Source organism: Chlorogloea sp. CCALA 695, from assembly GCF_003003885.1.
GTDB lineage: Bacteria > Cyanobacteriota > Cyanobacteriia > Cyanobacteriales > Chroococcidiopsidaceae > Aliterella.
On the sequence record NZ_PVWN01000007.1, the window covers coordinates 87,724 to 112,168 of the forward strand.

Sequence of the window (24,445 nt, forward strand, 5' to 3'; positions counted from 1 at the left end):
ATAAAGCTAGGTTTTGACTAATTTGCTCAAAAGTTGAGCAATCTGTTTGTTGATAGCTGCAACATCAAATCTTTGAATTGCTTGCAAATTTGCGGCTTGAGCCATCTTGGCACTTTGTTCTGGTTGAGCAATACAATTATTAATCGCGGCGGCTAAATCCATTGCATCACCCGGTGTAACTAGCCAGCCTGTTTTACCCGATTCTATTAATTCTTGAGCGCCCCCAGCTTGGGTAGCAACTACGGGCGTACCACACAACATTGCTTCAACAATAACCCGCCCAAAGGGTTCGGCAACTGTTGAAGTGTGAGTAACTAAATTGCAAGCAGCCATCAGCGAATTAACATCGTCTCGAAAACCTAAAAATTTAACTCGATTTTCTAATTTTAATTCGGTAACTTGGGCGTGTAACTGCTGCACGTAATCTTGTTCGCCAAATAGCGCCTCACCAACTAAAAGTGCGGTGACATTTTCTGGACAACTGGTCAGAGCCTCAAGTAGTATATGCTGCCCTTTCCAAGGCGACAAGCGGCTAAAGTGTCCCACCAAAAACCGATCTTTATCTATACCCAACTGTTGTTTGAGGTCGGTGGCGGGTTGTTGGTACAAAGCTAAGTCGAAGCCATTGTAAACAAATTCCACAATATCTTTTCGCCCCCCGGCGGCGATAAAAGCATCTTGACTTGCTTGAGAATTGGCAATAACCAAAGCTGCACGGTTAGCCAAAGTTACAGCAATTCGGCGGTTCGTCGCACTAAAGTGATCTAAAGACAAAATATCGTGCAGGTGATACACCAAAGGACGACGACTTAGAAAACTTGCGATCGCACCCACTACTAGAGCTTTTTGAGTATTAGCATAAATTAAATCGTAGTCACGACTCAAGGTAGCAACACGATTAATTAACGGTAATAGTTGCTTTACACTACCCAAGCCCTGAGCCAAACTGCTTTCTTTACGTACTTCAATAGCCTTAGTCGCCAACACCTGCACAGGAATATGCTGTTTTTCTAACAACTGTTTAAACGTCCCGTCCGCAAACAACCCCACCAAACAATTATCTCGGTAGGGTTTGGCAATATCTACTAAACAAAGTTCCGCACCCCCTGGCTTACCGCTTTGGTCTAAAAACAAAATTCTGGTCACTTGGCTACACCCAAAAATTGCCGCGCTATAGTCTGGGGAGTATAGCTCAAAGTTAAAGCAGCCAAGGTACGGAGACTAAATTTTTGTTTGGCGATCGCATTAAGTAAATAAGGTCTTGCTTCAGCTACTTGTCCCGCTCGTAATAAACCAATGCCTAAAGTTGTATTTGCATGGGCTAGTTCTTGTTCAAAGTGAGGTTTAAATTCCTGAAGAACTGGATCTTCACTAAAAGTTTTAGAACAAAAAATTCCTGCTTTACCTTTACGAATTTTCGCTTGAACGTTTTTGCTGCCGCTAATCACATTTTCTGATTGTTCGTGTACGCGGTAAAAAGCTAATTTTTCTGGATGATAATAAGCACCCTGACCGCTACGGCAAACAAGATAAGTCATATAATAATCCCAGAAAACTCCAGCTTCGTAAAGTTTATCCCATTGGACTGAATTTTTACGCATAACTGCCGCCGAGGCGCTAAATACTGCTTTATCTATTAAACCAAGTTTATGAAAAGGTTTATAAATTCCTGCTTCTAAATTCTCTCGTTTTTCTCTCTGGGTATGTTCCCCAGTCGTTTTTTGGTTGATTTCCCCATCACTATCAATTACATAGTAATCACAGAAAGCTAACACTACATCTGGGTTCGCTTCTAAATGGGGAATAAGTTGTTCTAAAAAATCTTTTTGCCATCTATCATCATCATTTAAACTGGCAACATACTTACCCTTTGATTCTGCAAAAGCATAAGTAGTATTTAATCCTACACCTAAATTTGTCTCGTTACGTCTCAACCGCAGCCTCGGATCGTTAAAAGAATCGATGAGTGCTTGGGGATTTTCGCTACTAAAATCATCAGAAACAATGATTTCAATATTTTTATAGGTCTGTTGTACGACACTTGAAATCGCCTCTTTCAAGTAGGCTTGGCGATTGTAGGTTGGGATCACAACACTGACTAAAGGTTCTCGCTCGTCAACTACAGCCACTGTTTATAATCCTCTTACTTTAGTTCTGATTATTCACCTAACGATTCTTTAACATCTTATCCAACTTTTCTCCAGAAAATCTTGATGTTTTGATAAAGTCTGTGGAATTATTTAGGCAATGGCAAAAATTCCTAGAAAATATTATAGTAACTTTTGAAGCTCGGCGATCGCATTTTCCGAGCGGTGATAATTATTTATTAACTAATACTTTTTGACGCTGGCGCACAAATCTAGTTAATTTATGATAAATTTCTTTATTTACTTTACTTTTTACCAAAGTCAGCAGTTTTAGACGTAGGTAGTTTTTGGTGTATTGTAATTGAGGGTAGTATTTAATAGCCTGATTGGAAAAATCCCTTGCTCCTCTGTAGTCTTCGTTTTCTAAAGATTTCCAAGCTATATAAAGATTCATGCGCCCATAAGTTTTAGCTCTTATAGCTAATACTTCTTGAGGTACAAAATCAAACATTTTTTCGATTAGTCTATCAAAATCTGGTAAAATCTCTTGGGAATTTTTTGATGAATTTTTTGAGTGTTGTCTGTAGTACACTAAAGTTTCTTCAATTAACCCAAAATCATAGTCTGCAGCTATCCGCGTCCACATTTCCCAATCTTCGCCAAAACGCAAAGTTGGATCGAATAATCCTACTTTGTCAAAGCAGGCTCGACGTACCATAGGGATGCTACCACAGGGAATTAAGCTAATTTCAATTAGTTTTTTTCTGATATTTCCTTGTTTAAAGTCAATCTTAACTTCTGCTCCGGGGTTTCCCTGCTCATCAGTCAACATCATCCACGTAGCTACTAATCCTACGGTAGGATTATCGTCTAAAAATTGTGCTTGTCTTTCTATTTTTGTCCTTTTCCACAAATCGTCAGCATCTAAAAATGTTATATAATCGCCACTGGCTTTACTAATTGCTAAATTTCTAGCAGTGGAAACACCTTGATGGGACTGGGAAATAAACTTAACGCGCTCGTCCGTTAAACCATTAGCCCACTGAACTATATTGTCTGAGCTACCATCATCAACAATTAGCACTTCAAAGTCAATAAAAGTTTGCTGCAACGCTGACTTTAAGGTATCTGGTAAATAAGTCATTGCATTATAGGCAGGAATAATTACAGAAACTTTAGGCATAAGATAGCTCTCTGTTATAAAATACAGCTTTTGAAATTAAATTTGCGCTATAACTAAGTAGTCATACTTAGTTAAAATTTAGTAGTTAGCTAAAAATTACGGAATTTTCAATTTATTACGTAAGTTAACGGTAGTAATATGTAAATAAATCTTGCATTTTTATTTAGTAAGAAACAACATATAAAGTTTGTGCAAGTTAATTATGAAGATTGCATAAAAATACTTAGGAGTGGTTAAGAGCGATCGCTTTTACGCTCAAGCCAGGGCTATTCTTCTTTGAAGAATCAATTATTAATGTTTCACCATTCGATTGTATTTTGATAAAATGGTAATAAATTTGCTGTAATAACCTTAGACAAAAGGTATAGTTTTAACCTACCTGACTGCAACAAAGATGAGTCTTGTTTGAGATAGTTAAACAGTACCTTAGCTGCTTTTAAACCTCTTTGACGTTTTACGCTGTCTTGTAATACTTTAGACATTAAAAACTTGTACAAAAAGCCCAAAGCTTCTTTTTTGAGGTAATGCAAAGATTTCGGTGCTTGGTTGTAAGCTCTTTCAATAACTTGCAAAGAGGCTATTTCCATTTTAGAAATATTGGTAGACATAGAGGAAGGAGATATTCGGTATAAAACTTGAGGACGAGGCACAACCACAAATTCATACAAAGCTGACAATCGCAGCCACATATCCCAATCTTCTGCGGAATTTAGGGATTCATCAAATCCACCTATTTGAGTCAAAGATTGGGCGCGGATTAAAGTATTAGAACCACAAGCTAAGAAATTACCGACTAAAAGCCGTTCATAGATATTCCCACTATAGGAAGTATAAGAAGCTGGTCTTAAGAATTGCCCATATTCATCAATATGGTCAGTCCAGCTATAAGCAACAGCAGCTTGTGGGCTTTGTTGCAAAGCTTCTAATTGTGACTCTAATTTATCATTAGTCCAAAGATCGTCAGCATCTAAGAAAGCAATAAATTCACCGCAAGCACGGGCAAAACCGCGATTACGACTTGCAGACAAACCAGCATTTGCATAAGAAAATACTTTTATTTTCGGATCTTGAATGCTATTAATAACTGCTAAAGTATCATCAGTAGAACCATCGTTGATCGCAATTATTTCAAAACTTTGATAAGTCTGCTGCAAAACCGATTCAATCGTTTCTTTAATTGTTTTTGCACCATTATAAACTGGAATAACTACAGAGATAATTGGCGTACTGTTAATCATAATACACCCTGAATTAATTTTTTAGCTGTTTGCCCAGCGACCGACCAATTTAAGCGACTTTGATATTCGTTAAATGAAGAATGGGCTAATTGTTTGTAATCTTTGTAATTGTTCATCAGTGAGGCAATGTAATTACAGTATTCAGCAATATTTGCATTTAGGGAAAATGTTTTGCCATTTAGATCGTGCTTGATTAAAGTTGGAATCCCTCCTACTTGCGTACCAATACAAGGTAGTCCAAAGGAATTAGCTTCACAAAAAACGTGCGGAGAAAAGTCTGCTCTCGAAGGCAAAACCAAAAAATGAGCTTCAGCAAATAGCTTATTAATTTTATTTAAGCCTTCCCGTGTATACTTGGAGATAAAACCTAACTTTTTCACGTAACTAGGTAAAAGAGCTTCACCTTCAGGTTTACAACCAACTACAGTTAATTCCGTTTCTATTCCCCTAGAGTTCAATTCCTCAGCTATCTTAAAGGCGATATCTCCACCCTTTCTAATCCAGTCCACGCCGATAAATAGTAGCTTGCAGCATTCGTTGTTTTTTGCTTCTACTATATTGTTGATATCCTCGAAGTCGCGATTAGTCTCTAAATTAGCTCCCCAAGGAACTACCGCAACTTTAGCAGGATCGATGCGATAGGTTTCAATGGCTGTTTGAGCCGCCCAATCTGACAAAAAAATCAATAACGCGCATCTTTCTAATGCCAGCTTTTCCATCGCATATAAGCGATCACGAGTTTCCGCCGCTAAGTTACTCAACCAAGGATAAAAATCGATAGATGCACATAGTGGTGCATCTGTCCACAGTACAATCGGCTGCTTGCATTCAAGGTGACCAAGAGGAATGCTATTCTCTGGACACAGCACCACATTGGAGTTAAATTTAGCCAGTTTCGGCAACACTTGAGCGCTGTATTTTTCTAGGATTGATGGTTCTAAAAAGTAGAAATAGTCTTTGTTGAATAGCTTTTGATTCAAGTGCCACTTCAATTTATGCCTAAATGATGGCTTAATTTCTTCTAACGGGCCGAGATAATCTAGGTGTGTAGATTGAGACTCTAAGGTTTTAGCTAAATGATAGCCTGCACCGCAAAGACCAGCTTTCTGTTTAGACCACCTCGCTGAATTTAGAACATCGTAGCTAGTCAAATAGGCTATTCGCATAAATATATACTTTTCCTATCTAGTAATTACTAACTATTGCCAATTTTTACAAACTTACTTTAATCATGTTAGTGTCCGTCTTACTAATTTGGTTTGACAATAACTTAGATATAATTGTTACTTTAGAGAAGAAAAACAAACTAATATACTTACAAATAGTAGAGTTTAACTGTCAATCAGTCTAAAGTAAGAACTACTGAGAAAATAAAAGTTAGGTGAGGCTCTTGAGCGTTAAACATTAATAAAAAATAACCGAGGTAGAAAATGCTTTCTACCTCGGCAGTTAAAATTTAATTGTGTTTAATGTCTAACTTTTTTGACCTAACTCATTTTGCATTTTGTGATAGTCCCATAACTTGCCGCGCTGAAGGAGTAATTCTTGATAAGCTCCCTGTTCGACGATTTTGCCGTGTTCCAAGACTACAACTTTATCAGCTTTGGCAATAGTTGATAAGCGGTGAGCGATCGCAATTACCGTTCGTCCTACAGATAATTTTTCCAATGATTCTTGAATTAATCGCTCTGATACAGAGTCAAGGGCGCTAGTTGCTTCGTCCAGAATGAGAATTTCTGGATTGCGTAGCAAGGCGCGCGCGATCGCAATTCTTTGCCTCTGACCCCCCGATAGCCGCACTCCGCGATCGCCCAGTTGAGTATCAAAGCCTTCAGGCATCTCTAAAATAAATTCAAGAGCGTTGGCAAGTTGTGCGGCGCGTTCTACTTCTTGTTGAGTTACAGCTTCTAGCCCGTAAGCAATATTATTGAATACTGAACTATTAAAAATAAAGGTATCTTGACTAACAACGGCCATCCGATGGCGGATAGTATTAATATCATAGTCGCGTAAATCCACGCCATCGTAAGATACCTGACCTTGGGTAGCGTCGTAGAAGCGAGGAATTAAATCGGCTAAAGTAGTCTTACCTGCACCGGAGGAACCGACTAAAGCCGTAGTCTGTCCTTTTCTAATAGTTAAAGTAATATTATTCAGCACTAAAGCGCCCATCTCGTAGGAAAAGTCTACCGACCTAAATTCAATAGCTTGCTTTAAGCCTGTAAATTCCCGCGTCCCATTGATTAAATATTTTTTATCGTCAGTTTTCAGCAGTCGCATAACGTTAGCAATTGAGCCACCAAAACTACTTATCAAAGCTCTATTACCATTCATCTCATGAATAGAGGGGACAATCCGAAACAATGTAAACAAAAACGTTAATAAAGAAGCTACTTGCAGAGTTCCGTTAGCAACAAACACCGTGATGGCGATAATAATCATGCTTACTAAAACTGTAGTAGCGGCTCCTTCAGCCAGTGGTCTAACTATTGCTAGACCTAAAGTTGCTTTAATCGTACTATGCACCACATCGTTACTAGCTTTGTAATAGCGCACTCGTTCAAACTCTTGAGTACCAGAAGCTTGAACAGTACGAATTCCATTAATAAACTCAATAGCTCTAGAAGTAAACCGCCCGTTTGCTTTAGAAACGACAAAACTAGCTTCTCTAACCCGCTTGTTCAACGCCGATAACCCGACGGCCAACAGGGTAAATAAAGCGATCGCAATCAGTGATAGCTGCCAGGACAGTTGAAACATTATTAGTGAATAAACTGCCAAGGTTAATCCTTTAGTAAATAAGAACGCACTTAATCCAAAAGCTTGTTGCAGTCTAGAAATTTCCCCAGTAATCGTATTAATTAGTTCCCCGGAATGACTGGTAGAAAAATAGCTTAAACTTAGTGATTGCAGTTGTTCAAAAATTCTTTTTCTCAGTCTATCTACCAAATTTAGCTGCGTCATTTCTATGTAAACTTGAGCTAAATAGTTAAAAGCTGCTCGAATCCAAGTAGCAGCGAGTATCAGTGCCGATACGCGATACAACCGCTCCGTCGAGGGTTTATCTATCCCTAAAATTGATAGATCGAACCATTGCCAACCCGTTTGTATTGGCGGTAGGTCAGGATTGACTAAGCTTTGTAAAAAAGCTAACAAAAACCCTAGTCCAAAACCTTCAAAAGCTGCCGCACCTATGGCGAAAACAAGGGCTAAAATTGCTATTTTATGAAAATACTTAAATTCTCTCAAAATTAAATAGTTATCTTTCCAGAAAGTAGTAGCTTTGAGTGAACGGCGGAACGGAGCGGTAAGATTAAAACCCATAGGTGTCTAAATAGTAATAATGAATTAGTTGAGGCTACCAGAGAAAATTTTGGGCATAGCTTGGAGCAAAATACTTAAGTCTTTGTCCAGCGACCAACGGTCGAGATAGTTGCTGTGAATAGCACTAATGCTATCTATGGCTAGATTTGGTTTGATTTCAGGTATTCCTGTGAGACCTGGTAATGCATTAAGCTGTTTTGGTTGCAAGGAAGTAGCTTCGGCTAAAGTCCAAGGACTAGCCCCCACTATACTCATTTCGCCGCGCAAAACATTAAATAATTGGGGCAGATTTTGCCAGTAATTGCGATCGCCTGGGGGTAAAAAATTAAACTTTAGTAATTCAAAAATTCGACCACGTTTCCCTACACGCCATTGTTTCCTAAACACTGGAGTTTGAGGCGATTTTACCCACTGCAAAACAATCAAGCCCAAAATTATTGGACTGAGGACTAAAAGTAAAATCCCTGCCGTTAAAAAGTCGCAAATTCGCTTTAACTGCCAACGAAAAGGGTATAAGCAAGGCAGTTTTTGAGCCTTCCCAGCCCTTAAAAATATCATTTTTTTAGCTTGCTTGCAGCCCTCCGCCCAGATAGTTAGATTTGCCGCACCCAGGGCAGGATCTATTTGGACTAACTTTACTGGCGACTTTTGCAAGCATTGAACCAACCTTTGTTCGCCAGCGACTTCTAGATTTACTTGATGGGGTTGTAGCTTTTGTGCCTTGACTATTAGCTGCTTTTGTTGCCACTTTAAAGTCCAGCCAATAAGTTTAGGTTCTGGTTGTTGGGCATTTACCAGCAGGTAAGTGGGTAGATTAGGAAGATTAGAAATTAACATCGTATGGCGATCGCCTTTTTCATGATTGTTACAAAAACAATAATTCAGGACAAACTAAATCTTACTCCTACTCCAATGAGCCTTGCTTATCCCTACTTCAGATTTGGCTTTTTCAGCTTTCTAAAAATGTCCAAAAAATCAGCTAATACTCTAATTCAATGCTCAATTTTATTTTTTTTAACAATCTTTCCATCTAAGTTTATCTTACTAAATCAAGCTTTTACTAACTAAAATTACTTAGCCTACCGTTTCTTTACAGATTCTTTACTTCTAACATTACTAACTGCGTAGGATTGCCTAAAAAATTTGTACAGATAGCAACATCTTTTACAGCTATTCGGCGATTTTAGAGTGTGTCAAAATATTTACAGCCGACAATGCTTACTACCGCAGACTATAATTTGCTGTTATTGAGTTTGTTTTCTCCGTGCTGACTATTTTTAATATCAGAAAACTATCCAGGCAAGCTACAGTTTTTATTCCCAACCTTGTTGTAGAACTACGCCTTGATCTTTTTGAGAACTTATATAGCTAGTCTGTCCATTAGCATGATTTGCCACAACGCCGATGGTATTTAACTTACTGAGCATTGCTGTAGCTTGAGTAAGTTCAGTGCGGGTTACTTTACCCATACGCGAAACTAACAATACACCGCTACAAAATGATGCTGCCAAGATAGCATCAACCATACCCAAAACTGGCGGAGCATCGACAAGAATTAAATCGTAAGTATCCTCAAATTTTGCCATCAATTCCCCCATTCTTTGGGAGCTTAAGAGATTCGCTGAGTCTGTGGGTACAGGCCCTGCCGTCAAAATATCAATATAAGCCCCAGAGGATTGAATACCTGTATGATTTGGGACGTTAGCATCGCTTTCTAGTAGGGTTGAAAGTCCTTGCTCGTTGGGTAAATTCAGCATTTGATGTAGATTAGGATGACGTAAATCTGCGTCTATCAAAAGTACCCGTTGATGTAAACGAGCCGCACTTAGAGCTAACCCCAAGGCTAAAGTTGACTTTCCTTCGCCAGCTAGGGCGGAGGTGATCATAATCGACCTTAAAGATGATTCTGTTGTATTTAGTAACTGGATATTTTTATAAATTAGATCTAGTGATGCCCAGGATGGAGGCCAGTTACTAACTTGAACTGTCCAAGGCTCTAAAATTTTTGGTTTGCCAAAAGGTAAACTCACAATTGGTTCGCTGGCTTTAGATTGGGGTAATTCTGGGGTCATACCTAATAACGGTATAGAGACTTGTTTCTCTAATTCATCTGAAGTATGTACTGCATCGTCCATAACTTCACGGAGGAAGGCTGCGACACCACCCAGCATCAACCCTGCTACTAAACCTAGCAGCAAGTTCTGTGTAACATTTGGGCCTATTTGCAGCCCTAGCAAGGGTTGTTCTAAAGCTTGCCATTCAAAGCCGCCTCTGGCAATTTCCAGACTCAACTCCTGTTGCGCTCTCAAGAGTTGCTGCAACTTCTCGCGGTTGATTTGCACCAACGGAATTAGACGATTGTACTCGGCTATTTGGGCTGGAAAACGGTTGAATTGGTTGCGTAAGTTTTGCTCGCTCTTTGCCAAGCTAACATCTTGGGCTTGCAAAGCACTAAGCAGCGTTTGGACTTCTGCCAATTGACCTGTCAAATTAATATCTATTCCTGTTCTTTGCCCTTGAGATAAAAAATTAGAATTTGCTGCGTTTAGTTGTGCCGCATCTGCGCCGACAACTCGCCCTTGTTCTGATTGCAACAAAGCTTGCTGGGTTTGGCGCAGTTCGACTAATTTCTGCACCCCAGGGTCGGCATCGGTGTAAGTTCCACGTCTAGCCGCTAACAGTAAATCTGTTCTTTGTAGCTCGTTGAGCAGCGTTTGATAGCGTGGCGATTGGCTTAAACGCGATGAGGCTAAAGCCGTTTGCGGACTGCTACCTACTTGTTGTTGCAACACTTTGTAGCGGGCTTCGGTATCTTGAAACTGAGCGCGGAGAGTCTGACGTTGCTGGACTACAGAATTTAAAGAATTATTGATAGTAGCAGCTTGTAGCTCAGGATCGATTAAATTTTGATTGGTACGAAAGTCTCTTAACAGATTTTCCGATTCCTCAACTTGTTTGCGGACTCCAGGAATTTGCTCGTTAATAAATTGCAATCCTTTTTTCAACCGTTGCTCTTGCTGTTCTCGGTTGTAGGCTTGATAAACTTTGTAAATAGTTTGTAGAACTTTTTGAGTTTTTACCGGATCGTTGGCAATATAATTTGCTTCAACAATTTTGGTGTATTTGGCATCGCTATCTTCTTCAACTAATGGAGCCAAAAGTAGGGATTTTTTAACCTCTTTAATCGTTATAGTTGGATACTCAGGCTTAAGCAAGTCTACGGCTCTTTGAATGAGTAAGGCACTACGCATGACGTTAATTTGAGTTGCGTAGTCTATCTCAATGTTTGTATCGGAAAATTCTGCTTCTGCTTGCGGTTGAACATCTTTCCTCCCCTTGTAGTTAGCTTCGATCAAAATTTGCATCGTACTTTGGTAGGTAGGTTCCGCCGTCAAGCTCACAACGGTAGCTATCGATAAGACTCCAGCTAATACACTCAACAACCAATAGCGGCGGCGACTTAAAACTGCAAACAGTTGTCCATAACCTGGATCGTTTTCTACCGCCATGTTATTGTTTTCAATTACTTTAGCCATAACTTTTACTCCAATATTAATAACTGATCACACTTGATAACTAAGCGTTTTGGCATACTTCGGCAATTACTCGATCTACTTGGTTAAAGAAAGCAAGTTCTGAAAAATTAGAAATCGCCCAATCGCGAATGTCTTGATAATTCCAGTTAATTTCCTGTGCTTTTAACAGTGCGCTTTGGAGCGCATCGGGTGTTTGCTTAGGAAAAAATACTCCCGTTTTTCCTGGTACTTGCGTGTCTAATACACCCCCAGCACCATAGGCAATTACTGGGGTTCCACTAGCATTTGCTTCTATGGGTACTAACCCATAATCTTCTAGGGCGGCTACAATTACCGAGCGGGCTTGAGCCATTAAACTTGATCTTTCGCTGTCTGTTACATGACCTAAAAATTTGATGTTACTTAAAGCTTTAGCCTCTAAGCGTAACTTCTCTGGCCCATTGCCAATAATTAATAAGGGCCATCCCAACCAATTGAAGGCTTCAACAATTACATCAATACGTTTATAACTAATTAATCGGGCGGACGCTAGGTAGTAATCTTTTTTGGTGTCGGAAAATTCAAAATTGTTAGTACCGATGGGATAATTAATCACTACAGCTTGCTTACCATAATTTTGCCGAATCCGCCCAGCTACGGTACTAGAATTAGCAATGTAATAATCTGGCTCTTGAGCATACTTTAAGTCTACTTTTCTCATTGCGCCAAAAATCGGTTCTAATACCGGGGCAAAATAGCGGTAATCTGCGTACTCTCGCAAATAAGTTTTTGTATCCCATAAAAACCTTGTGACGTTATGACAAAAACAAATGTGCTTGGCTTTAGGGTTTTTGCGAACTGCTTTGGCGAAACTGGTGGTACTACTAATAATTAAGTCGTATGCTTGTAAGTCTAGAGCGCGGAAAGCTGGAAAATATAGAGGTGCTAACAGTCTAAAATACTTAGCCGCTCTTGGTATTTTTTGCAGAAAAGTTGTATTAACTAAACGTCCTTCTAAATCGATACTATTTTCTGGATCGTAGATCGATGTAAAAATATCGGCATCGGGATAATGCTTACAAAGTAGCTCAAAAACTCGCTCTGCGCCCCCGGGCTGTGTTAAGTAATCGTGGACTAGAGCAATTTTCATATAATTAAAAAATCTAAGTATTATTGCGGAGTTGGGGAATTTGAGTCTAATCTTAGTTATATTTGTCTGGACAGCACCGCAGTAAGCTTTGTTACTTTCGTTTCGGTGGCACCTAAGTATTCACTGCTCATAATACTTAGAGACGAGCTTCTAATTTAATTCACAAGATATTACCTGTACCTAGAGATAGAAGTGCTTGTAATACTTAATAAATTCTTGGTCACCAAAGCTCGAATTTTCAATAACTTAAGGGACGGCTAAATTGCCCTACCTATTTATTTATAAGCAACATCTACGGCTTAATTTACATATTACTGTAAAGAGTTTGTAATGAAACTGTAAAATCACAGATTTTATTAAGATTTTTTCAAGCCATTCTAAGATATCTAGGTGAAAATACTAATATTAATCTGCCTGCACTGAGGTTTATGTGGTATCCTTGACGATCTGTTGCAGATTTTGGCATTGCAGTATGTCTTCTTCCAGCACAATTCAAAGTGTCTATACCGATGGAGCTTGTACAGGCAATCCTGGCCCTGGGGGTTGGGGTGTAGTGGTTTATTATACAGATAACTCAGTGCGCGAGTTTGGTGGTAATGAAAAACAGACTACCAACAATCGGATGGAAATGCAGGCAGCGATCGCTGCATTAAGCTTTTTAACAGAAAATCAACCAAAAGAACCCATTACCCTTTATACCGACAGTGAATATTTAATTAAAGGTGTAACTCAGTGGGTGAAAAATTGGAAGAAAAAAGGTTGGAAAACTGCTCAAGGGAAGCCTGTACTCAATCAAGACCTGTGGGAAAACCTCGACCAATTAAACAGTAAATTGGTATTGTGGCAACACGTGCGGGGTCATGCGGGAAATGTGGGGAACGAACGCTGCGATGCGATCGCGCGAGCTTTTGCTAATAACAAAACTATATCCTTGCAATCAGGAAAACAAAATCTACCAAAGGAACCACATAAAAAAATAGGTGTACCTTTAACAGAATTAATTGAGGAGAAGGGCGACAATGCCATAACTGACCAAACCATTCAACCATTGCCTTTAGTGGCAAAAATGACAAATATGGATTTACCTGCCTCTTTAAATACTCATGCAGAGGAACTGCCCCGCGAGATCAAAGTAGGACAATTACGCCACTTGATCGATACACTACGAATCGCCGAAGAAATCGCTACTAAAGGCTACCTAATTACAAGCTCGGAACTCGCCGATTTGATGGATGTTCACGCCAGCGCCGTTACCAGTCGCGGAGACGAATGGCGCTGGCGTAATTGGATTGTGTCTAGGGTAAGACGAGAAGGCAATCAAATTTTGTGGGAATTAGAACGGGGAGATGAGGTTACGACGACTGGCTATAACTCCGACCCCGCCACTGAGTAGGAGTACGGTTAGCAGACAAGAAGATTCTTAGTACCGCTAAAGGATCGGCTAATGGAGAAAGCCAAAACAACCAGCCGCCAGAGGCTGTCGAAAAATCGTAAGCCGAAGCAACTGCTAGTAACAATGCCCAACGAATAACTAAAAGAAAGGTATTTAATCCTAATAACAGCAGGGGTAAAAGAGTCGAAGGCGGTATGAAGCAAAAGTACAGGGCAACAAACAAAGGTAATGCTTGCACCGATAGCAATAGCCATAAATCGCCCCAAACTTGAGCCATTGATGACGCATCTTTAAGATCGAGCGATCGCCCCCATTCTTTCCAAGTTTCCAAAGCTCCCTCATACATCCGCACCTTAAGGACTTTAGACCCATCTAAAAAGCCGACTTTGAAGCCTTGGGCGGCGATATTTCTCGCCAAGGTAACATCATCACAAAAGGACGCTTTCGCGCTGGTATAGCCCCCTACGGCTGCCAAAACTGAGCGACGGCATAAAAAACATTGTCCGTTTGCCATTACTCGTTCGGCAATGTCGCTATCAACTCCCGCACTTTCAAATCTATAGAGTAAAGTCATTAAAAGTGCGGGTTGCAACCAACACTCCCCAGGATATTTGAGTACAAATTGCGGCGACAAGGATACTAAATCGTAACCTTCGGCATTGGCAACGTTAACTAATCCGGCAATTAACCCAGCTTTGGGCTGAGTATCTGCATCCATGCCCAAAATCCACTGACTTTGGGCGGAACTCTGCATAAAGCCACTATGTAAAGCCCAAGGACGACCTACCCAACCGGGCGGTAAAGCCTCATCATTTATTAACCGAAAGCGCGGATCTTTTTGGCTTGCAGCTTTGACAAGTTCTGGCGTTCCATCTTTAGAGTAGCTGTCTACAATGGTAATTTCTCGCACTTCGTAACTTTGCTGACTTAACCCTGCCAAACAGGGACTAATCCGTTCGGCTTCATTCAGCGTTGGTACTACTACGCTGACCGTAGCTAATAGTTCTGGTGTCCCTTTGCCAGGTTGAATCGGCGCATGACGACTCGCTCCTTTTACCAGCCGCGACAGCAAAACTGCCGTAGCTGGTAGTTGAATTAGTAATAGTCCAAAAGCAAGCCCACTTTCTACAGTCAACCAGTCACTCACAATGTGTTGTCCAATAATAATTACTTGTAAGCAACTTGTTTGACGGGTATTACAGTCAGGTTATTGTTAATGTCTGCTGTTGTCTCTCCTGGAGTTGCCATATTCCAAAGGGCGATCGCCGGAATTACACCCACAACCACCCCTAACAATACAGGAATCCAATAACCCGCCGCACAACTCATCACTGCCGCGAAGATAAAGTTAGTTAAGTAAACTATTAAAGGTACGGTTAATTGCGGTTTTTGTAGTTTGGCAATTGGTGTAGTTTTCCACAATAAAGCGGCTACGCTCATAAATAAAGCGCTAGTCCCAAACCAGCCAGCATAGTTTTTATAAGGCGTACCAAAAAATGCCCCGGGTTCTTCCCAAAACCAAAAGGGAACGGCCGTTTGACTCATGGCGGGTTCTAAAGCAAAGTCCCAAGAAGTAAAAATTGCCGCACCCAATGCGATCGCACCTAAATGCCGTAACAATGTAGGTTTTTGGTCTACCTTTAACCCTACTCGTGCCAGCAAGTAGGCTGCTAATCCCACATAAAACCAAGACAACGGAATTGTAAACGGTACTAACCCAGCAATTTTATAACCCAAACCGCTTAGATAACTATAGTCACCAAAAGGAAAACCTATACTTGTTCCAAGTAATTCGCTACCTAAAGATATAACAATTGTCGGCAGCATAAATAATAGCCAAGCTTTAACGCCTAACTGCCTATAGGCATAAATCGATACCGCAGCTATTCCTAGTAAAATATCTGATACTCCACCACCTGCCATACTCAATTGAAAAGCTGTTTGTCCCACGCTTCCCAAGTTTGTAATTACCTCGGCGTGAGGTACGACTAACAATAAACCTGCTAGTCCAAAAACTTTTGCCAAAATATGACCGCCTAAGCAGAAGCGCTCTGCTCTAACAAGTTGCTGCATGAAAACTCCCTAACAATATTTGACACTCCAAAAGCATCTTTATCAGTTTACAAATCTTTAAGAGAATATTGTAATTATTTTCTTAATTTAGTGCGATCGCCATCAATTAATTTTATTTTCCTCAAAGGTACGGTCAGCTTAAAACAATTCCTAGATAAATTAAACTATATATTGACAATTGCAAAAAATAATGCTATCAAAAATACCTTGGCTGGCTTTAACTCTACTTTTAGCTACGAACACTACTCTCGGCGGGTTTTTAGCTGCTTGGCACGAGCATTGGTCAGTTTGGGTAGTAGTTGCCCTAGTTATTTTGTTGATAGCAGCAATGTTATCTTGTTCGTGGGCAACCATCCGCGATAGCTTTGCTCATTTACTTGCTTCAGACTTGAGAGCATTTATAGTTGCGGTGCTGATTTCTTTATTGGGTGTACTGATTGTTTTTTGGTTACACACCCTTGCTCATTTTTTAGTGATTGTTTGTGCTTTTTTGTTAGTCAAGATAGATATGCAGGCAGCTAATTTTAGCGATCGCCAAATCTTTAGAACTATATGTTTTACATCTATGTTGGGTTTATTGCTAGGTAGAGCAACGGAGTATTTAATCTCAATCTTATTTTGAAAGTAAAAAACTAGGCTAATAAAAAACTAGCCTAGTTTTTTAATTGTATTGCTGACTAAGCCGCAGCTAAGACTGGAGCATATACACTTACTTTTTTGCGGTCTTTGCCTTTCCTTTCAAAAGTTACAACCCCATCAATTAGCGCAAACAAAGTATCATCGCTACCGATTCCTACATTGTTACCGGGGTGAAATTTTGTACCGCGCTGACGCACAAGAATATTGCCTGCACGTACAACTTGACCGCCGTAACGTTTGACTCCCAACCTTTGGGCGTTTGAATCGCGCCCGTTCCGGGTACTACCTGTTCCTTTCTTATGAGCCATGATTCCTCTTTTTTTACTAAAAAAACTAGGGAGATCCCCCCTTAAAAAGGGGAGAAATATTTAAAGCACACCGACAAGCAAAATTTGAAAACGTCCTCTTATTCTGCTTCCGGTTGATTTGGTGTTTCCACCATTGGGGTATCAGTTTCGGGAGCCGTAAACACTGCACCATTAAAACTAATGGAGTTAATCATTAGTCTAGTCACTTCTTGACGATGCCCCCGCTTTTTGCGAGTTTTCTTTTTGGGCTTCATCTTGTAAACAAGGATTTTGCGCGCCCGGAAGTGCCGCATTATCGTACCTTCTACCGTTGCACCCTCAACAAAAGGCTGTCCGATAGTTATGTCGTTATCGTTATTAACTAATAAAACTGTTTCTAAAGTCAACGTTTCTTCAGGTTCAAGATGCAGTAATTCAATGTCGTAAAAGCGACCTGGCTCAACTCGTAGTTGTTTGCCGCCCGTTTCAATGATTGCGTAAGTCATGGGATGATTTGTAAGTTTGCCGTACAGGTAGCTGGTTTTTTTAGATAAATTCCAGCATTTGCCACGTGTCTACCCGATCCGAGCAGAAATTAGACAGCCGATCTAGCATTATATAAGACTAACTGAATATTTGTAAATCTATAACTTATTATGTATAACACTTCAACTCGCCCGATATTTATTTTAGTTGACGGACATTCTTTAGCTTTTCGGTCGTATTTTGCCTTTGCTAAAGGACGGGATGGCGGGTTAAAAACAACTACAGGCATTCCTACCAGTGTTTGTTTTGGTTTTCTTAAAGCATTATTAGAAGTAATGAGCGTCCAGAAACCTGAAGCAATGGCGATCGCATTTGATTTGGGTTTACCGACTTTTCGCCACGAAGCCGACGATACTTATAAAGCCGATCGTCCTGGTACACCAGAAGATTTTGTCCCCGACTTAAAGAATTTGCACGAATTGTTAGAAGGCTTGAGTATCCCAATTTTAACGGCTCCAGGTTATGAAGCTGACGATATTTTGGGTACATTGGCGATGCAAATGAGCGCGGTGGGGTATGAAGTAAAAATTCTGACAGGCGATCGCGATTTATTTCAACTTGTCGATCCCCAAAAGCACATTGGAGTTTTATATCTCAGCACCACTTTTATACAACGTGGCGGTACTGGCCCTAGCGACTTTGGTAGCGAGCAAGTCCAAGAAAAGCTAGGAGTTTTACCCTCGCAAGTAGTTGACTTTAAAGCATTGTGTGGCGATAAATCCGATAATATTCCTGGTGTGCGAGGAATTGGCGAAAAAACTGCCGTTCAATTATTGACAACTTATAATAATCTCGATCAAATTTACGCTTCTATAGAGCAAATTAAAGGCGCTACGCAAAAGAAGCTAGTAGAAGGTAAAGAAGACGCTTACCACTCGCGTTTTATGGCGCAAATTGTGCTGAATGTACCTGTAGAACTTCAGTTAGAAGACTGCAAACTTACGGGTTTTGACAGTAGTAAATTAGAGCCAATTTTAGAAAAGCTAGAATTTAAGACCTTTTTAGGCAAAGTTAATCAAATCCAACAGCGATTTGGTGGCGTTGTCGAGGAAAAACCCGCCACAGCTTCTCCCGTTGTTGAAGAACCGGAGTTTGCCAGCGATGACTTGTGGTTTTTTAGCGCCGCCGATACCGCCAGTGCCAAGCAGCAACTAATCTCGCCCATTACACCACAAATTATTGATACCCAAGCTAAGTTAAGGCAATTAATCGAGAGATTGCAAACTTTTACAGACACTAATACCCCCGTTGCATGGGATACGGAAACCACAGATTTAGAGCCAAGAGACGCGCAATTGGTCGGAATTGGTTGTTGTTGGGGTAGCGAAACAACAGAGATGGCTTACATCCCTCTTGGACATAAAGCTGGGGCAAATTTAGATACCGCTACTGTACTAAATGAATTGAGAAGCATTTTAGAAAGTAACGATTATCCTAAATCATTGCAAAATGCTAAATTTGACCGCTTAGTTTTGCATTGTCAGGGCATAAATCTAGCTGGAGTCGTGTTTGATACGATGCTGGCAAGTTATGTTTTAGATCCAGATAGCAGCCACAATTTAAGCGATTTAAGCCAAAAGTATTTAGGGATAACTGCGAAAAGCTATACAGAGTTAGTCCCCAAAGGTCAAACAATTGCCGACATTGACATTCCTGCCGTTGCTGACTATTGCGGGATGGATGTTCATTGTACGTTTAAATTAGTACCCAAACTTAGAGCCGAATTAGCCAAAGTACCCAATTTACACAAGTTGCTAATAGACGTAGAGCAACCTTTAGAGCCTGTTTTGGCGCAAATAGAGTATGACGGAATACGGATTGATTCAGAATACCTAAAAGAGCTTTCAGACAAGTTAGAGCAAGATTTAGCAGCTTTAGAAATTCAAGCTTACGCCGCCGCCGGAGAAAAGTTTAATTTAGGTTCGCCCAAACAGTTGAGTGTATTATTGTTTGACAAACTCAACTTAGATCGCAAAAAGTCGCGGAAGATTGCTACAGGTTATTCTACCGATGCAGCAACTTTAGAAAAATTGCAAGGGGATCACGCCGTAGTTGATGCACTTTTAGAATACAGAACTTTATCTAAACTGAAATCTACCTATGTTGATGCCCTTCCCGCGCTAGTACGCACTGATACGGGGCGCTTGCATACTAATTTTAACCAAACCGTCACCTCTACTGGGCGCTTATCTTCTTCTAATCCCAACTTGCAAAATATCCCAATTCGGACAGCTTTTAGTCGGCTAATTCGTAAAGGTTTTATTCCCGAAACTGGCTGGTTGATGGTAGCGGCGGATTATTCACAAATTGAGTTGCGAATTTTGGCGCATTTATGCCAAGAACCGATATTAGTTGAAGCGTACCAAGGTAACGAGGATATTCATACTGTTACAGCACGATTGTTGTTTGAAAAAGATACCGTTACACCCGATGAGCGGAGACTGGCGAAAACTATCAATTTTGGCGTAATTTATGGGATGGGCGCTCAAAGGTTTGCTAGAGAAACTGGGATGAAAGCCACTGAAGGTAAGGTTTTTATTGAGAAATTTAACCAAACTTACCCGATGGTTTTTGCTTATTTGCAAACAATGCAACAACAAGCGATCGCAAATGGTTATGTAGAAACAATTTTTGGTCGTCGTCGTTACTTTAATTTTACAAGCGATCGCCTCCGCAAGTTGCATAACTCCAAAATTGAAGACATTAACCTAGATGAAATTCGCGGTTTGACAGCTAATGATGCAGGGTTATTAAGGGCGGCGGCTAATGCACCCATCCAAGGATCGAGCGCTGATATTATCAAAGTGGCAATGATTCAACTGCACGATATTTTAAAAAATTACCAAGCGCGAATACTGTTGCAAGTTCACGACGAATTAGTATTTGAAGTTCCATCCGATGAGTGGGAAAACTTGCAGATTCAAATTAAATCGACAATGGAAAATGCGGTAAAACTCAGTGTTCCTTTAATGGTTGATGTTCGTGCGGGTAATAATTGGATGGAAACAAAATGATCGACCATGACCGCTTATTTAAAGAACTCATTAGTACATTTTTTGTAGAGTTCTTAGAGTTATTTATCCCAGAAATATTAACTTATTTAGATCGAGATTCTATTACTTTTTTAGATAAGGAAATATTTACAGATATAACTGCGGGTGAAAGGTACGAAGCCGATCTAATTGTTAAAGCTAAGTTTCGCTCTCAAGAATCTTTTTTCTTGATTCATATAGAAAATCAAGCACAACAACAAACGGACTTTAGCAAGCGGATGTTTCGGTATTTCTCACGTTTATATGAAAAATTCGATTTACCTATTTATCCAGTGGTTTTGTTTTCTTATAAGTATCCCAAAACTATAGAGCCAAACTGCCATCAAGTAGCATTTCCTAATAAAGTAGTTTTAAATTTTAACTACGATGTCATCCAACTAAATCAACTGAATTGGCGCGACTTTGTGCAACAAGCTAATCCCGTTGCTAGTGCATTAATGGCAAAAATGAACATAGCAGATGGCGATCGCCCAAAAGTAAAGCTAGAATGTTTACGGTTACTTGCAACATTGCGTCTAAATCCAGCAAAAATGCAATTAATATCTGGGTTTATCGACAGTTATTTGCAGTTAAATGCTCAAGAAAAGCAGCTTTTTCAAGCTGAAGTTGATAAAATTGAACCAACCCAAAAGGAGGCAACAATGAAAATAGTTACTAGCTGGATGAGAGAAGGAATTGAGCAAGGACTTGTACAAGGAAAGCAATCAGAAGCCTTATCTCTAGTTACACGCCAGCTTACTCGAAGAATTGGAACTGTTACGCCCGAATTGCAACAGCGTATTGAGCAACTACAACTTACTCAGTTAGAAGATTTAGCAGAAGAATTGTTAGACTTTTCTGAAGTAGCAGATTTAGAAGCTTGGCTGCAACAAATTTCTGTTGAATAATTGTCAGCTTTTATTTACGAATTGAAGTTGATAAAATTGAACCAAGAAAACAGGAGACTACAATGGAAATAGTTACTAGCTGGATGGAGAAAGGAATTGAGCAAGGAAAGCAATCTGAAGCTTTATCTCTAATTAAGCGTCTACTTCCTCGTAAAATTGGTGCATTTACGCCCGAATTGCAACAGCGCATTGAGCAATTACAACTTACTCAGCTAGAAGATTTAGCAGAAGCATTGTTAAATTTTTCTGAGATAGCAGATTTAGAAGCTTGGCTGCAACAAATTTCTGTTGAATAATTGCCAGCTTTTATTTACGAACATCGTTAAAAGAGAAATCATCCTCATCAAAGTCATCATCGCTATTTCTTTTAGCACCAGCCAAACTCCACAATGGTTGAATCAGCGCCATTAAAACTATACCTACACCGACACTGAAAGCGATCGCTAAAAAAAATGGGATTTGAATAGATGTAAAGGTGAAAAACTTTAAAGATATTGGTGTAACGTTCTTTAACGAAAGAATTGCGATCGCAGTTACCCAAGTAGCCACAATTAAAGCAGCAATTAAATTAGCTATAGTTTTCATTTTTACCAATAATTAGCGATTAGCTGTTATTTTAGCTAATCGCCAATCTAACTAAACTCCTACAGGTTTCAACTGACTAATCAGTTTTTCCATTTGGGAAGCTATGTTGTTTTGTTGCTCTACAGAATGAGTTTCTAAGTAGACGCGCATCAGTGGTTCAGTTCCCGAAGGACGCAACAGCACCCAGCTACCATCTTCTAAATACAGCTTAATGCCGTCTTTACGTCCAACTTCTTTAACCTTAACTCCCGCAATATCTGAGGGTGGGTTTTTAGTAAAAGACTCAATAGTTGCAGCTTTGTGGGCATCATCTAAATGCAAGTCTAAACGCTGATTGTACAATGGGCCACCCGCTTCGGCGATTACTTCCTCTACTAGCTGACTTAAAGGTTTACCTTCGTAAGCAATTACTTCTGCTACTAGCATATCTGCCAAAATTCCGTCTTTTTCAGGAATATGCCCGATTACGCTCAATCCTCCCGATTCTTCACCGCCAATTAATACGGCTGTTTCCCGCATTTTTTCGCCGATGTACTTAAAGCCTACCGCCGTCTCGTAAATATCTAAGCCGTACTTAGCCGCGAGATTGTCGAGTAAATGAGTAGTCGCCACTGTGCGAACAATTGCCCCAGTTTTGCCGCGATTTTTGCTCAAATGACGCGCTAACAAGAGTAAAACAGTGTTGGGCGATAGCATATTGCCTTGTTCGTCAATAACACCAAAGCGATCGCTATCTCCATCGGTTGCTACCCCAATATCTGCGCCATCTCTTTTCACAGCTTCTGCAAGCTCTACTAGCTGCTCTCCTTTGGGTTCGGGCATTCCCCCCCCAAACAACACATCGCGGTAGGTGTGGAAGCTTTCTATCTCACAACCACAGTGTTCTAGAACGGTGTCTAAATAGCCGCGAGAGGTTGAATAGAGTGCATCATACTTTACCTTCAAGTGAGCGCTACGAATCTTCTCTACATCAATTAGGGTATAGATAAATTTGAGATACTCTGGTTTGGGGTCAAAAGTAGAGATTTTGGCGCTAAAATTGCCATTAACGGGCGTATCTGCAGAGCTTTCAATATTCGCTACAATCGTATCGGTAATTTCTGGGGTAGCGGGGCCTGCGTAGTCGGGTATATATTTAATTCCGCAGTAAGGGGCGGGATTATGACTAGCAGTAAACATTAATGCCCCTGCAGAATTGAGAAGACGGGCATTGTAAGCAATTACAGGGGTCGGACAATCACGATCGCAAATCTTAACAGTCCAGCCTAACTCTGCCAATACTTCAGCAGCAGTGTAAGCGAACTTATCGGCTTGAAAGCGCGTATCGTAAGCCACGAGAACGGGGCGGTCTTTGGTGTAGGCGGTTTCGAGGTAAAAAGCGATCGCTCTAGTTACTTTCCGCACATTAGGAAAAGTAAAGTCATCGGCAATTATTCCTCGCCATCCATCTGTACCAAACTTAATTTGATTAGAATTGCTAATACTGCTCATCCTTTGCCACTCAAGGAAGTGTTTATCATTAATAGTACAGGAAGCTTCTCCTTTTTCGGTGTAGCTAAGAAATAGGAAGTGCTGGGCATTTCTCTACAACTATTCCTGTAAACGCGCGATCGCGCATTTTGGGCGATTTATTCACCGCAAGTAAGTAATGTTTATTCTTGGGCGACCTTTTGCCAGCTATCATCTATGGTCATTAGTTGCCCCGGCGGTGGGACAAGAGCGTTGGCATTGTCAAATGAAGCGGGGCTTTATTAAGGCGCGGCAAAAAGATCCTATAGTTAAAGAGCTTTTAGCCCACGCGACACCACCGCAGCGTATTGGAATTTTGGCGCAAAAGGGTGTTTATGAGTTTCATCACCGTAGCGAGTTATTAAGCCAGCCAGACGGGGTAGAAAAAGTTGCCCAGTTGCTTAAGTTGAACAAATCAACGGAGGAAGTGCAGCAGCGTGTAATTCAAATTTTAAAAAATTATCACCATGCTCCGCTACTAGAAGGTAAGCATATTGTCCAGTTAACGCGCGGTGATGAGGGGTTTCCGCGTCCAATTTCAATTAAACAAGTGGAGTATCCTTTTCGGCTCTATGCGGCGATGGACTGCATTTTTAGCGAAAATGGTAGCAGGCTACATATTATAGATTTTAAAACGGGTAAGTCAGCTTTCGATCAAAGGCAAGCTTTAGTATATTTAGTTGCTGCTCGTTATTTGTATCCTCATAATTATGCCGTCGCCTCTTTTTATAATTTAGAACACTGCAAAAAGTCGGTGTTAATAACGGTTAGTTCTAGTCAACTAGATACAATTGAAAATCAGTTAGCCCAAGTTGCTCAAAAGCATCAGCAAGATTTACGCCGCTACGAACAGAAACCTGTTAATTTTAGTAAGATTTTTCCGCCGAATCCTGGCAATCACTGCCGTTACTGCGCGTTTAATTCAATTTGTGAATTTTCTGGCTTTAAGCAAATTGGGGAATAGGCGATCGCACTT

21 protein-coding genes and 1 pseudogene are annotated in these 24,445 nt (G+C 40.3%); 7 read left to right on the forward strand and 15 right to left on the reverse strand.

The features are described from left to right. Positions 1-6 precede the first annotated feature (6 nt). From C7B70_RS05960 to C7B70_RS06005, 9 genes are all read right to left on the reverse strand, one after another. Positions 7-1,146 carry a glycosyltransferase family 4 protein gene (locus C7B70_RS05960; RefSeq protein WP_106368143.1) on the reverse strand — a complete coding sequence of 380 codons (1,140 nt, stop codon included), beginning with the start codon at positions 1,144-1,146 and terminating at the stop codon, positions 7-9. Then, positions 1,143-2,129 (reverse strand): glycosyltransferase family 2 protein, encoded by a 987-nt coding sequence (locus C7B70_RS05965; RefSeq protein ID WP_106368144.1) that lies wholly within the window; start codon positions 2,127-2,129, stop codon positions 1,143-1,145. Before C7B70_RS05965 ends, C7B70_RS05960 begins: the two co-directional genes overlap by 4 nt. Positions 2,130-2,319: 190 nt before the next feature. Next, on the reverse strand, positions 2,320-3,270 hold the full coding sequence (locus tag C7B70_RS05970; protein WP_106368145.1) for a glycosyltransferase family A protein: 951 nt from the start codon (positions 3,268-3,270) through the stop codon (positions 2,320-2,322). Positions 3,271-3,569: 299 nt separating this feature from the next. Next, positions 3,570-4,508, reverse strand: a complete 939-nt coding sequence (locus tag C7B70_RS05975) for a glycosyltransferase (RefSeq protein WP_106368146.1) — start codon at positions 4,506-4,508, stop codon at positions 3,570-3,572. Further along, the gene (locus C7B70_RS05980; RefSeq protein WP_106368147.1) at positions 4,505-5,674 is read right to left on the reverse strand and encodes a glycosyltransferase family 4 protein; all 1,170 of its coding nucleotides are present in this window, start codon (positions 5,672-5,674) and stop codon (positions 4,505-4,507) included. Before C7B70_RS05980 ends, C7B70_RS05975 begins: the two co-directional genes overlap by 4 nt. Positions 5,675-5,981: 307 nt before the next feature. After that, entirely contained in the window at positions 5,982-7,832 is a 1,851-nt protein-coding gene (gene hepA / locus C7B70_RS05985) for a heterocyst formation ABC transporter subunit HepA (protein WP_106368148.1), read from the reverse strand. A gap of 24 nt (positions 7,833-7,856) precedes the next feature. Next, the gene (gene hepC / locus C7B70_RS05990; protein ID WP_106368149.1) at positions 7,857-8,669 is read right to left on the reverse strand and encodes a heterocyst development glycosyltransferase HepC; all 813 of its coding nucleotides are present in this window, start codon (positions 8,667-8,669) and stop codon (positions 7,857-7,859) included. A gap of 476 nt (positions 8,670-9,145) precedes the next feature. Next, positions 9,146-11,368, reverse strand: a complete 2,223-nt coding sequence (locus C7B70_RS06000) for a GumC family protein (protein WP_106368151.1) — start codon at positions 11,366-11,368, stop codon at positions 9,146-9,148. A gap of 40 nt (positions 11,369-11,408) precedes the next feature. Then, a complete protein-coding gene (locus C7B70_RS06005) occupies positions 11,409-12,497 on the reverse strand; it encodes a glycosyltransferase (RefSeq protein ID WP_106368152.1) in 1,089 nt (362 codons plus the stop codon). Positions 12,498-12,969: 472 nt separating this feature from the next. Between C7B70_RS06005 and rnhA the strand changes: the two are divergent. Together rnhA and C7B70_RS27575 are read left to right on the forward strand one after the other, a co-directional pair. Beyond that, positions 12,970-13,362: pseudogene (gene rnhA / locus C7B70_RS27570) on the forward strand (ribonuclease HI); the annotation flags it as partial. A gap of 210 nt (positions 13,363-13,572) precedes the next feature. Further along, positions 13,573-13,890 (forward strand): hypothetical protein, encoded by a 318-nt coding sequence (locus C7B70_RS27575; RefSeq protein ID WP_233220835.1) that lies wholly within the window; start codon positions 13,573-13,575, stop codon positions 13,888-13,890. On the opposite strand, the gene cruG is transcribed toward C7B70_RS27575, so the two are convergent. Both cruG and cruF read right to left on the reverse strand, forming a co-directional pair. Further along, a complete protein-coding gene (gene cruG / locus C7B70_RS06015) occupies positions 13,850-15,037 on the reverse strand; it encodes a 2'-O-glycosyltransferase CruG (RefSeq protein ID WP_106368154.1) in 1,188 nt (395 codons plus the stop codon). The two genes, C7B70_RS27575 and cruG, sit on opposite strands and share 41 nt — an antisense overlap. A gap of 20 nt (positions 15,038-15,057) precedes the next feature. Next, positions 15,058-15,963 (reverse strand): gamma-carotene 1'-hydroxylase CruF, encoded by a 906-nt coding sequence (gene cruF, locus C7B70_RS06020; protein ID WP_106368155.1) that lies wholly within the window; start codon positions 15,961-15,963, stop codon positions 15,058-15,060. 190 nt (positions 15,964-16,153) lie between these two features. Between cruF and C7B70_RS06025 the strand changes: the two genes are divergently transcribed. Further along, positions 16,154-16,585 (forward strand): hypothetical protein, encoded by a 432-nt coding sequence (locus C7B70_RS06025; protein ID WP_106368156.1) that lies wholly within the window; start codon positions 16,154-16,156, stop codon positions 16,583-16,585. Positions 16,586-16,640: 55 nt separating this feature from the next. On the opposite strand, the gene rpmA is transcribed toward C7B70_RS06025, so the two are convergent. After that, entirely contained in the window at positions 16,641-16,910 is a 270-nt protein-coding gene (rpmA, locus tag C7B70_RS06030) for a 50S ribosomal protein L27 (protein ID WP_106368157.1), read from the reverse strand. 98 nt (positions 16,911-17,008) lie between these two features. Beyond that, the gene (rplU, locus tag C7B70_RS06035) at positions 17,009-17,395 is read right to left on the reverse strand and encodes a 50S ribosomal protein L21 (protein WP_106368158.1); all 387 of its coding nucleotides are present in this window, start codon (positions 17,393-17,395) and stop codon (positions 17,009-17,011) included. Positions 17,396-17,545: 150 nt separating this feature from the next. On the opposite strand from rplU, the gene polA reads away from it, so the two are divergent. The 3 genes from polA to C7B70_RS06050 all read left to right on the forward strand — a co-directional run bounded on the left by polA (position 17,546) and on the right by C7B70_RS06050 (position 21,671). Then, a complete protein-coding gene (polA, locus tag C7B70_RS06040; RefSeq protein ID WP_106368159.1) occupies positions 17,546-20,449 on the forward strand; it encodes a DNA polymerase I in 2,904 nt (967 codons plus the stop codon). Then, entirely contained in the window at positions 20,446-21,375 is a 930-nt protein-coding gene (locus C7B70_RS06045) for a DUF4351 domain-containing protein (protein WP_106368160.1), read from the forward strand. The genes polA and C7B70_RS06045 overlap by 4 nt, the downstream gene beginning before the upstream one ends. 62 nt (positions 21,376-21,437) lie before the next feature. Beyond that, entirely contained in the window at positions 21,438-21,671 is a 234-nt protein-coding gene (locus C7B70_RS06050; RefSeq protein ID WP_106368161.1) for a DUF4351 domain-containing protein, read from the forward strand. 10 nt (positions 21,672-21,681) lie between these two features. Here C7B70_RS06050 and C7B70_RS06055 read toward each other — a convergent pair whose 3' ends face one another. Together C7B70_RS06055 and C7B70_RS06060 are read right to left on the reverse strand one after the other, a co-directional pair. After that, positions 21,682-21,960, reverse strand: a complete 279-nt coding sequence (locus C7B70_RS06055; RefSeq protein ID WP_106368162.1) for a lipopolysaccharide assembly protein LapA domain-containing protein — start codon at positions 21,958-21,960, stop codon at positions 21,682-21,684. Between the two features lie 51 nt (positions 21,961-22,011). Continuing rightward, a complete protein-coding gene (locus tag C7B70_RS06060; protein WP_106368163.1) occupies positions 22,012-23,451 on the reverse strand; it encodes a phosphoglucomutase/phosphomannomutase family protein in 1,440 nt (479 codons plus the stop codon). A 157-nt stretch (positions 23,452-23,608) separates the two neighbouring features. Between C7B70_RS06060 and C7B70_RS06065 the strand changes: the two genes are divergently transcribed. Next, a complete protein-coding gene (locus C7B70_RS06065) occupies positions 23,609-24,433 on the forward strand; it encodes a PD-(D/E)XK nuclease family protein (protein WP_106368164.1) in 825 nt (274 codons plus the stop codon). Positions 24,434-24,445: the final 12 nt, after the last annotated feature.